We start from the raw sequence: 9,138 nt of genomic DNA, 5'->3' as shown, positions 1-9,138 counted from the left end.
GCGCGAGCGGGACCCGAAACCGTGGGCATGGATGGCCTGCGGTGCGCCACGACGAGACGTCGGTTGCGCCCCGGGTTCGAGCAGGTCGGGCAGCCCAGGCTCCACCAGGGTGACTGCCCAGCCGGCGCGCGCCAGCAACAGCGCACTCGCCGACCCGGCCACCGACCCGCCGATGACCGCTGCTGATCTGACTGCCGGGGCCATCAGGACCGACCCTCCCGCGTGATCGTGACGAGCACCGCGTGGCTGCCGCGGACGGTCGGGCGACGCGACGTGGCTGCCTCCGGCGTCGTGGCCCGCGCCTGCAGTGCATCCGTGGTCCGCACCATGCCATGTTTGTCCTGCGGTGGCCGTTTGCGATACATGGTCTGGTCCACCGAGTGTGAGGGTGCCGGTCGGGCGTGGGAAACTGCCGACCATGACCGAGATCCAGATCGGCCAGGCCAAGCGCGGCCGGCGTGCCTACTCCTTCGACGACATCGCGATCGTGCCCTCCCGGCGCACCCGTGACCCCGAGGAAGTCAGCACCGACTGGCAGATCGATGCCTACCGCTTCTCGCTGCCGGTGCTCGCGGCGCCGATGGACTCCGTGATGTCGCCGGCCACGGCGATCGCGTTGGGCAACTTCGGTGGCCTCGGCGTGCTCAACCTCGAAGGTCTCTGGACCCGCTACGAGGACCCGACCGGGCTCCTCGAGGAGGTCGCCGGCCTCCAGGGCATCGAGGCGACCGTGCGCATGCAGGAGATCTACACCGAGCCGGTAAAGGCCGAGCTGAGCACCGAGCGGCTGCGCGAGATCCGTGCCGCCGGGGTCACCGTGGCGGGCTCGCTCTCGCCGCAGCGCACCCAGGAGTTCGCCAAGGCCGTCGTCGACGGCGGCGTCGACATGTTCGTCATCCGGGGCACCACCGTCTCGGCCGAGCACGTCTCCTCGCAGGCCGAGCCGCTCAACCTCAAGGAGTTCATCTACGAGCTCGACGTGCCGGTCATCGTGGGTGGCTGCGCGACCCACCAGGCAGCCCTGCACCTCATGCGCACCGGTGCGGCCGGCGTCCTTGTCGGCTTCGGCGGCGGAGCCGCTCACACGACCCGCACCGTGCTCGGCGTGGCCGTCCCGATGGCCAGCGCCATCGCCGACGTAGCCGCCGCACGACGCGACTACCTCGATGAGTCCGGCGGACGCTACGTGCACGTGATCGCCGACGGCTCGATCGGCAAGTCCGGCGACCTCGCCAAGGCCATCGCCTGTGGCGCCGACGCCGTCATGGTCGGCTCGCCCTTCGCGCGCGCGACCGACGCCCCGGGCCGTGGCTTCCACTGGGGCGCCGAGGCGCACCACGCCGACCTGCCGCGCGGTCAGCGCGTGCAGTTCGACCAGGTGGGCACGCTCGAGGAGGTCCTCTTCGGGCCCTCGCGCGTCGCCGACGGCACGATGAACCTCATCGGTGCGCTGCGGCGCTCGATGGCCACCACCGGCTACACCGAGCTCAAGGAGTTCCAGCGGGTCGAGGTCGTCGTCGAGTGAGCGACGACGTCGTCACGATCCACACCGACGGCGCCTGCATCCCCAATCCCGGACCCGGAGGCTGGGGCGCCCTGCTCCGCCAAGGCAGTCACGAGCTCGAGCTCTGTGGCGGCGAGGCCGGGGAGACGACCAACAACCGCATGGAGCTCACCGCTCCGATCGAGGCGTTGGGCGTGCTCAAGCGGCGGGTGCGGGTCGACCTCTACACCGACTCCACCTACGTGCGCAGTGGCATCACCTCGTGGGTCGAGGGGTGGGAGCGCAACGGCTGGCAGACCAAGGCCAAGCAGCCGGTCAAGAACGTCGACCTCTGGAAGCGGCTCAAGGCTGCAGTCGAGGAGCACGACGTGACCTGGCACTGGGTCAAGGGCCACGCCGGCGACCCCGGCAACGAGCGCGCCGACCGGCTGGCGGCCAAGGGCCTCGAGGAAGCGGTCGCCCGGGAGCGCGAGAAGGCGTAACCCCGGCGTGTGATCGACGTTACGTCATATGTGACATTCTTTCGCTCTTCATTGCTCCTCCCGCCACTGCTGGCCGGTCTGCTGATCGTGGCCGGACCGGTCGTGGCCCAGCAACCTGCGCCCACCCTGCCGGTCGGGGCGCCCGTCGGGGGGCCTGACCTAGAGGTCGCGCGAGGGGCGAGCGACGGGGCGCCGCTGCTCACGAGCCCGCCCGACGGGCTGCGAGGTCATCCGCTGTGGGACTCCTGGCACCGGCTGAAGCCGTTCGGCTACGAGCAGGAGGAGTACTTCGTGTCGGGCATGGCGGTCCGGCTCGACGGCGCCCCGGCGCCGTACGTCACCCGGATCATCGTCACCCGACCGCGTGAGCAGCGCGACTTCAACGGCACCGTCATGCTCGACTGGGTCAACGTGACGGCGCAGTTCGAGAACGCCGTCGACAGCCTCGAGGCGCGCGAGATGCTGCTGCGCGAGGGCTTCGCGTTCGTGCACGTCAGCGCCCAGGCGGCCGGGCTGTGCTGCTCGCCGCTCACACCCAAGGTCTTCGACCCGGTGCGCTACGCAGCGATCTCCCACCCGGGCGACGACTGGGCGCCCGACATGTTCACCCAGGTCGCTCGAGCACTTCGCGGTGCAGGAGAGGGGCTCGACCCGATGCCCGGTCTGCGGGTCAGGCGCGTGCTGGCGGCGGGTCAGTCGCAGTCGGCCAGCCGGCTCTACGCCTACGTCAACGACCACCAGCGCGACGCAGCAGCGATCGACGGGTTCCTCATCCACGGCGGCGGTGGCAAGACCTTCGACGCACCGCTCGACGTCCCCGTGCTCCACCTCCTCGCCGACCGGGAGGCCGACCCCTCGCCGCCCACGAAGGACCGTCGCTACCGGCTCTGGGAGGTCGCCGGCGCCGGCCACTCCGACTACTTCATCGGCGTGCAGCAGGTGAAGGGCCAGAGCGCTCGCGTCGCCGGACAACCGCCGCGCAACCGGGCGGGCTTCCGCGAGCTGATCGACGAGGCCGGCAACTACGGCCAGGTTCCCGCTCCGCTCATGGCGGCGTGCACCGTTGCCGGGGTCACGATGCCCAACCACTACGTCGTCTCCACGGCGCTGCACCAGCTGAACCGCTGGGTGCGCACCGGACGCCGGCCACCGCTGACGCCGCGCTACGAGTTCGTCGACGGAGCGCTGGCCCGCGACGCCGACCACAACACGCTCGGCGGCATCCGGCTCGCGCCGATGGAGGTGCCGGTCGCGACCTACGAGAGCACCGCCTGCAACCTCGGCGGCATCACGGTGCCCTTCAGCGACGACGAGATCCAGTTCCGCTACGAGACGTTCTCCCGCTACCAGTGGCTGATGAAGCGGGCCACGAACCGAGCGGTGCGCAAGGGATGGCTGCTGCGGCCGGACGCGAGGGACCAGATGCGTCGGGTGTGCGACATCCGGCCGCGCTTCGCCCAGGGTGCAAGCGGCACGTGCGCGTCGTACAGGCCGCCGCGCTTCGGCGGTCGGATCCGCTGAGGGACCGGTGCTCCCAGCTGCCAGGGGCCTCAGCCCAGGCGTGCGCGCCCGGCCTCCAACGCCGCCTGGGCGCCGTCCCACATGCCTCGGACGACGTCGGCCACCGGCAGGACGCCCTCGATGCGGGAGGACACCTGGCCGGTGTTGGCGACGCTGGCCTCCATGTCACCCTCGAAGTAGAGGTCGGTGATCCGGCCGAGCAGCTTGGCGCTGTCGGGGGTGGCGCTGGCGCCGAGGTCGTTGCGCAGCACTCGCATCGTCGGGTTGCCGGGCACGCTGAGCAGCGTGGTGCCGTCGTCTCCGGCGGCGATGATCGCGTCCTTGAAGTTCTGGTGCACCCCGGCCTCGATGGTGGCCAGCATCCGGGTGCCCATCTGCACGCCCTCGGCGCCGAGCACGAAGGCCGCCGCCATCGTGGTGGCGTCGCAGATGCCTCCCGCCGCGATGATCGGGACGTCGACCTGCGAGGCCACGAGGGGGAGCAGCACCATCGTCGAGGGGCTCAGGGTGCCCTTGAAGCCGCCGCCCTCGACTCCCTCGACGACGAGGCCGTCGACGCCGGCGTCGACCGCCTTGTGGGCACCGCGCAGGTTGCCGACGACGTGGAAGACGGTGATGCCGGCGTCCTTGAGCCGCTCGGTGAAGAGGCCCGGGTCGCCGGCTGATGTGGCGACGTAGGTGACGCCGGCCTCGACGAGGACGTCGACGATCGACGGGTCGTGCTTCCAGCCCTGGATCATCAGGTTGGCCCCGACCGGCTTGTCGGTGAGGTCGCGCACCCGCTTGAGGTCGGCCTGGCCCTCGGGCGTGAGGGTCTCGATGATGCCCATGCCGCCGGCCTCGGAGACCGCCGCGGCGAGCTCGGCGCGGGCGATGTAGGTCATGGGGGCCTGGACGATGGGGATCTCGACCCCGAGGAGGTGCTGCACGCGATTGGTCACACCCTAGGGTTACCACGTGGCTGAACCCGACCTCGTTGCGCTCTGGCTGGGTGGGCTCGACGGCTTGACCTGGTGGGAGCAGGACGCCGACGCGACGGCGTACTCCGCGAGCCTGATGAAGCTGCCGATCGCCCAGGCAGCCGAGCGCCTGCACCAGCGCGGCGAGCTTGACCTCGACGCCGAGGTGCTCGTGCACGACGACTTCGACTCGGTGGTCGCGGGGGAGCGCTACGTGCTCGACCGCGACGACGACCAGGACGACGCCACCTGGGACGGCCGCGGCACGAGGACGACGCTGCGCGAGCTGCGTCGGCGTGCCCTGGTGCTGTCGGGCAACCTCGCCACCAACGTGCTGCTCGAGCACGTCGGCCTCGCCGAGGTCGCCGCCGTGCTGCGCGACGCCGGGAGCAGCGACGCGACGCAGGTCGTGCGCGGCATCGACGACGCACCCGCCCAGCGCGCGGGGATCTCCAACGTCGTCACGGCCCGCGACCTCGGCCGGCTGCTGGCCCACACGCCGCCGAAGGTCGAGCAGGTGCTGCTCGGCCAGCACTACCGCGACGCGATCCCGGCTGGTCTGCTCCCCGAGCTGCCCGCGGGCACGACGATCGCCAACAAGACCGGCTGGATCGACGACCACACCCACGACATGGCCATCGTGCGTCCCGGCCCCGACCCGGCCGGAGGCGGGCACGAGCCGTTCGTGCTCGTCGTCCTGACCCGCCTCGCCGGGGTGTCGTACGACGACGCCAACCGGCGGATCGCCGACCTCGCGGCCCAGGCGTGGGAGCGGCGCCGATGACGGGTCGTCCGGGCGGCACCGGGCCGCGGATCGAGCGCGTCGAGACCCACCTGCTGAGCCTGCCGCTCCACACACCGTTCGTCACCGCGCTGCGGCGTACGACGACCATCGAGACGGTGCTGGTGCGCCTGACCGACACCGACGGCTGCATCGGTTGGGGCGAGGCGCCCCAGGTCTGGCAGGTCACCGGCGACTCGCTGGCCGGCTCTCGGGCCTGCCTCGACGGACCGATGGCCGACGTCCTGGTCGCGGCCCCGGCCGACCCGAGCGAGACCGCTCCACTGATCCAGCGCGCCGTGGTCGGCAACCGCTCGGCCAAGATGGCCGCCGATGTCGCGCTCCACGACCTGGCCGCACGCCGCGCCGGGGTGCCGCTCGCGGTCCACCTCGCCCAGCAGGCCGGGCGACCCGATGGTGCCGGCACCGCGACCAGTGTCCGCACCGACGTCACCCTTGCGGCCGGTGACGCGAGCGGGCTCGCCGAGGCCGCGCGGGCCCGGGTGAGCGACGGGTTCACCACCCTCAAGCTCAAGGTCGGCACCGACGCCGCGACCGACGTCGCGCGGGTGCGGGCCGTCCGTGACGCGGTCGGGCCGGGCATCGGGCTGCGCCTGGATGCCAACCAGGGCTGGGACGCGTTCACCGCGATCGAGGTGATCCACGCCCTCGAGGACGCCGGGGTCGGCGTCGAGGTCGTCGAGCAGCCGGTGCCCGCGCATGACGTCCTCGGGCTGGCGCACGTGACGGCTCACGTCGACACCCCGATCATGGCCGACGAGTCGCTTTTCACCCTCGAGGACCTCGTCGAGATCATCCGCTGCGACGCCGCCGACCTGGTCAACGTCAAGCTCGCCAAGTGCGGCGGACTCACCCCCGCCCTCGAGCTGCTCGGCGTCGCCCAGCGCCACGGTTTCGGCACCTTCGTAGGCTCGATGATGGAGTCGCACGTCGGCATCGGCGCGGCGGCCTCGCTGGTCGCGGCCGTCGGCGTGACGAGCCTCCCCGACCTCGACGCCGCATGGTGGGCCACCAGCTCGCCGTACGACGGCGGGGTCGCCTACGAGCGCGACGAGATCGTGCTGCCCACCACCCCCGGACTCGGGATCAACGGATTCGAAGGAGAAGCCCGATGAGAGCCATCCGCCTGACCGCGGTCCGCGAGACCCCCGCCGAGGACGGTGAGCAGGTCACCCAGCTGCTCGCGGGCGACCGCGTCGAGATCCACCAGGTGCTCCGCCCCACCGACGAGGCGCAGGGCCCGTGGGCGCGGGTGACCGTGCCGGCCCAGCCGTCGGCGAAGGACCCGAGCGGCTACCCCGGCTGGGTGACCCTGACCGACCTCGCCCACGACGAGGACAGCGTCGTCGAGCTGGCGCGCGGCTACCTCGGGACGCCGTACGTCTGGGGCGGGCTGACCGCCGACGGCATCGACTGCTCGGGGCTCGTGCACATCGCGTTCCGCGCCGTCGGCATCAGCACCCCGCGCGACGCCTCCGACCAGGCCGAGGCCTGCGCGGCCGTCGAGCTGGGCAGCGAGCGACCCGGCGACCTGTGGTTCTTCGCCAAGGACGGACCGGGCACACGCATCACCCACGTCGGCTTCGTGACCGGGCCCGACACGATGCTGCACGCTCCTGACTCCGGGCCGCGCAGGTACGTCGTCGAGGAGACGCTGCCGGCTGAGCGCGTGGCCACGCGCGTCGCCGCGGGGCGCTTCGGCGCACCGGAGTGAGCGACGAGCAGGAGCAGGTCGACGTCGTCGTGGTCGGCGCCGGGATCAGCGGCCTCGCCGTAGCGGACGCCCTGCTCGCGCGCGGGCTCACGGTGCGAGTGCTCGAGGCGCGCTCGCGGGTCGGTGGACGGCTCGACGCCGTCGACGGGCTCGACCTCGGCGCCACCTGGTTCTGGCCCGGCGAGCAGCGCGTCGCCGCCCTCGCGGCGCGTCTCGGCCTCGGCGGGTTCGAGCAGCACCTCGCCGGCAACGCGCGCTACCAGGACGCCTCGGGCGAGCAGGAGGTCGACGGCAACCCGATCGACGTGCGCTCGTTCCGGCTCGCCGGCGGCACCGCCTCGCTCGCGACCGCGCTGGCGGCTGCCCTGCCCGCGGGCGTGCTGCGCCTCGACTCCCCGGTCAGCGACGTCGAGCAGGACGGCTCCGGCGACGTGTGCGTGACCACGCACCGGGGCCGGGTGCGCGCCTCCCACGTGGTGCTGGCACTCCCGCCGGCCCTGACCGGTCAGATCACCTTCGACCCGGCGCTCCCGGACTCGGTCACGGCGCTCGCCCGGCGTACCCCGGTCTGGATGGGGGCGATGACCAAGGTCGTCGCCGCGTACGACGAACCGTTCTGGCGGCGCAGCGGACGATCCGGCTCGGCGATCAGCCACCGTGGCCCGTTGCGCGAGATCCACGACATGAGCGGCCCGGATGGCACGTCGGCTGCCCTGTTCGGGTTCGCCCCGCCGACAGCGCCGGGCTCGCCGTCCGTCACCGGGGCCCAGGTCGTCGACCAGCTCACGGCCATCTTCGGTCCCGAGGCGGCGTCGCCCACCGCGGTGCACGTGCGCGACTGGCGCGCCGAGACCTGGACGTCACCGCCCGGGGTGGAACAGCTCGGCGACTACTCGCTCTTCGGGCACCCGACCTACCTGCGTCCGCTCGCGCAGGGGCGCCTGCACTGGGCCACGACCGAGACCGCGACCGAGTTCGCCGGTCACGTCGAGGGGGCGCTCCAGGCTGCCGAGCGAGCGGTTGCCGCTGTGGCGGGCACTAGCGGTTCAGCAGGGATCGCTGAGCCTCGTTGAGCGGCAGTGCCGAGGCGGCGGCCTCGGCGGCGTCGGCGTCCTGCTCGCGTCCCAGGCGCCTCAGCAGCACGCCGCGAGAGGCGTGCCACAAGGCGTAGCCCTCGAGTCCGGGGATCTCGTCCACGAGCGCCAGCCCGGCTCCTGCCCCGTCGCGCTCGGCGACGGCGGCGGCCCGGTTGAGTCGGACGACCGGTCCGTCGTCGACGGTGAGGAGCACGTCGTACCAGGAGACCAGCACGGGCCAGTCGGTGTCGTCCCAGGAGTCGGCGAGCGCGTGACACGCGGCGATCGCGGCTTGCACGACGTAGCGGTCGGGTCGGTCCGGCGTACGACGGAGTCCCTCGCCGACCAGCGGCACGGCCTCCTCGACGGCTGCTCGATCCCAGCGCTCGCGCGCCTGGTCACGCAGCAGCACGACCGCGCCGTCGGCGTCGAGGCGGGCGTCACGGCGCGAGTCCTGCAGCAGAATCAGGGCCAGGAGCCCGAGCGCTCCTGGGTCGTCGGGTTGAAGTCGGACGAGCAGGCGCGCGAGCCGGAGGGCCTCGGTCACGAGCCCGCGCCGCACGAGGTCGGCACCGGACGTCGTGGTGTAGCCCTCGTTGAACAGCAGGTAGGTCGTGGCGAGCACCGCCGCCCAGCGGTCGGGCAGCTCGTGGTCGGGCGGAACCCGGAAGGGGATGTGTGCGTGTTTGATCTTCTGGCGGGCACGCGTCAGGCGCTTGGCCATCGCGGCCTCGCTCACGAGCAGAGCGCGAGCGACCTCCTCGGTGCTCAGTCCGCACAACGTCCGCAGAGCGAGGGCGACCTGGGTGCCGAGCGCCAGGCTCGGGTGACAGCAAGTGAACACGAGGCGCAACAGGTCGTCATCGATCATCGAGGCGTCCGGGGGCTCGTCGTCCGCGCCGAGGGTGGAGAGGACGTCGTTCATCGCCACCGCCTCCTTCGGTCGGCGGGTGTCCTCGCGCCGCACCAGGTCGACCGCTCGTCGTCGCGCCGTGAGCCGGAGCCACGCGACCGGGTTGGCCGGCACGCCGTCGCGCGACCAGACCTCGAGGGCACGCAGGGAGGCGTCCTGGACAGCGT

10 protein-coding genes are annotated in these 9,138 nt (G+C 72.3%); 7 read left to right on the top strand and 3 right to left on the bottom strand.

What is annotated here, in order from left to right:
• The coding region (locus VOI19_RS08035) for a hypothetical protein (protein ID WP_416366356.1) at nucleotides 1-204 on the bottom strand (204 nt) is incomplete at its 3' end.
• Nucleotides 205-418: 214 nt separating this feature from the next.
• Between VOI19_RS08035 and VOI19_RS08030 the strand changes: the two genes are divergently transcribed.
• From VOI19_RS08030 to VOI19_RS08020, 3 genes are read left to right on the top strand one after another with little or no spacing between them, the layout of a single operon-like run.
• The gene (locus VOI19_RS08030; RefSeq protein WP_323792444.1) at nucleotides 419-1,525 is read left to right on the top strand and encodes a GuaB3 family IMP dehydrogenase-related protein; all 1,107 of its coding nucleotides are present in this window, start codon (nucleotides 419-421) and stop codon (nucleotides 1,523-1,525) included.
• Nucleotides 1,522-1,986, top strand: coding sequence for a ribonuclease HI (gene rnhA / locus VOI19_RS08025; RefSeq protein ID WP_323792443.1), 465 nt, complete (start codon nucleotides 1,522-1,524; stop codon nucleotides 1,984-1,986). The genes VOI19_RS08030 and rnhA overlap by 4 nt, the downstream gene beginning before the upstream one ends.
• Before the next feature lie 30 nt (nucleotides 1,987-2,016).
• Nucleotides 2,017-3,507: an alpha/beta hydrolase domain-containing protein gene (locus VOI19_RS08020; RefSeq protein ID WP_323792442.1), complete on the top strand. Its 1,491-nt coding sequence runs from the start codon at nucleotides 2,017-2,019 to the stop codon at nucleotides 3,505-3,507.
• 29 nt (nucleotides 3,508-3,536) lie between these two features.
• On the opposite strand, the gene VOI19_RS08015 is transcribed toward VOI19_RS08020, so the two are convergent.
• Nucleotides 3,537-4,448: a nitronate monooxygenase gene (locus VOI19_RS08015; protein ID WP_323792441.1), complete on the bottom strand. Its 912-nt coding sequence runs from the start codon at nucleotides 4,446-4,448 to the stop codon at nucleotides 3,537-3,539.
• A gap of 16 nt (nucleotides 4,449-4,464) precedes the next feature.
• Here VOI19_RS08015 and VOI19_RS08010 point away from each other — a divergent pair, with 16 nt between their 5' ends.
• From VOI19_RS08010 to VOI19_RS07995, 4 genes are read left to right on the top strand one after another with little or no spacing between them, the layout of a single operon-like run.
• Nucleotides 4,465-5,250, top strand: a complete 786-nt coding sequence (locus VOI19_RS08010; protein ID WP_323792440.1) for a serine hydrolase — start codon at nucleotides 4,465-4,467, stop codon at nucleotides 5,248-5,250.
• Nucleotides 5,247-6,383 (top strand): dipeptide epimerase, encoded by a 1,137-nt coding sequence (locus VOI19_RS08005; RefSeq protein ID WP_323792439.1) that lies wholly within the window; start codon nucleotides 5,247-5,249, stop codon nucleotides 6,381-6,383. The genes VOI19_RS08010 and VOI19_RS08005 overlap by 4 nt, the downstream gene beginning before the upstream one ends.
• Complete coding sequence (locus VOI19_RS08000; RefSeq protein WP_323792438.1) at nucleotides 6,380-6,982, top strand: SH3 domain-containing C40 family peptidase; 603 nt, start codon at nucleotides 6,380-6,382, stop codon at nucleotides 6,980-6,982. The genes VOI19_RS08005 and VOI19_RS08000 overlap by 4 nt, the downstream gene beginning before the upstream one ends.
• Nucleotides 6,979-8,055 carry a flavin monoamine oxidase family protein gene (locus tag VOI19_RS07995; protein WP_323792437.1) on the top strand — a complete coding sequence of 359 codons (1,077 nt, stop codon included), beginning with the start codon at nucleotides 6,979-6,981 and terminating at the stop codon, nucleotides 8,053-8,055. Before VOI19_RS08000 ends, VOI19_RS07995 begins: the two co-directional genes overlap by 4 nt.
• Here VOI19_RS07995 and VOI19_RS07990 read toward each other — a convergent pair.
• A partial coding sequence (locus VOI19_RS07990) for an RNA polymerase sigma factor (RefSeq protein ID WP_323792436.1) occupies nucleotides 8,021-9,138 on the bottom strand: 1,118 nt, incomplete at its 5' end. The two genes, VOI19_RS07995 and VOI19_RS07990, sit on opposite strands and share 35 nt — an antisense overlap.

This window comes from Nocardioides sp. (assembly GCF_034670285.1).
GTDB lineage: Bacteria > Actinomycetota > Actinomycetes > Propionibacteriales > Nocardioidaceae > Nocardioides.
Note: the sequence above shows the minus strand (reverse complement) of the source record. Positions and strands in the feature narration are given on the sequence as shown.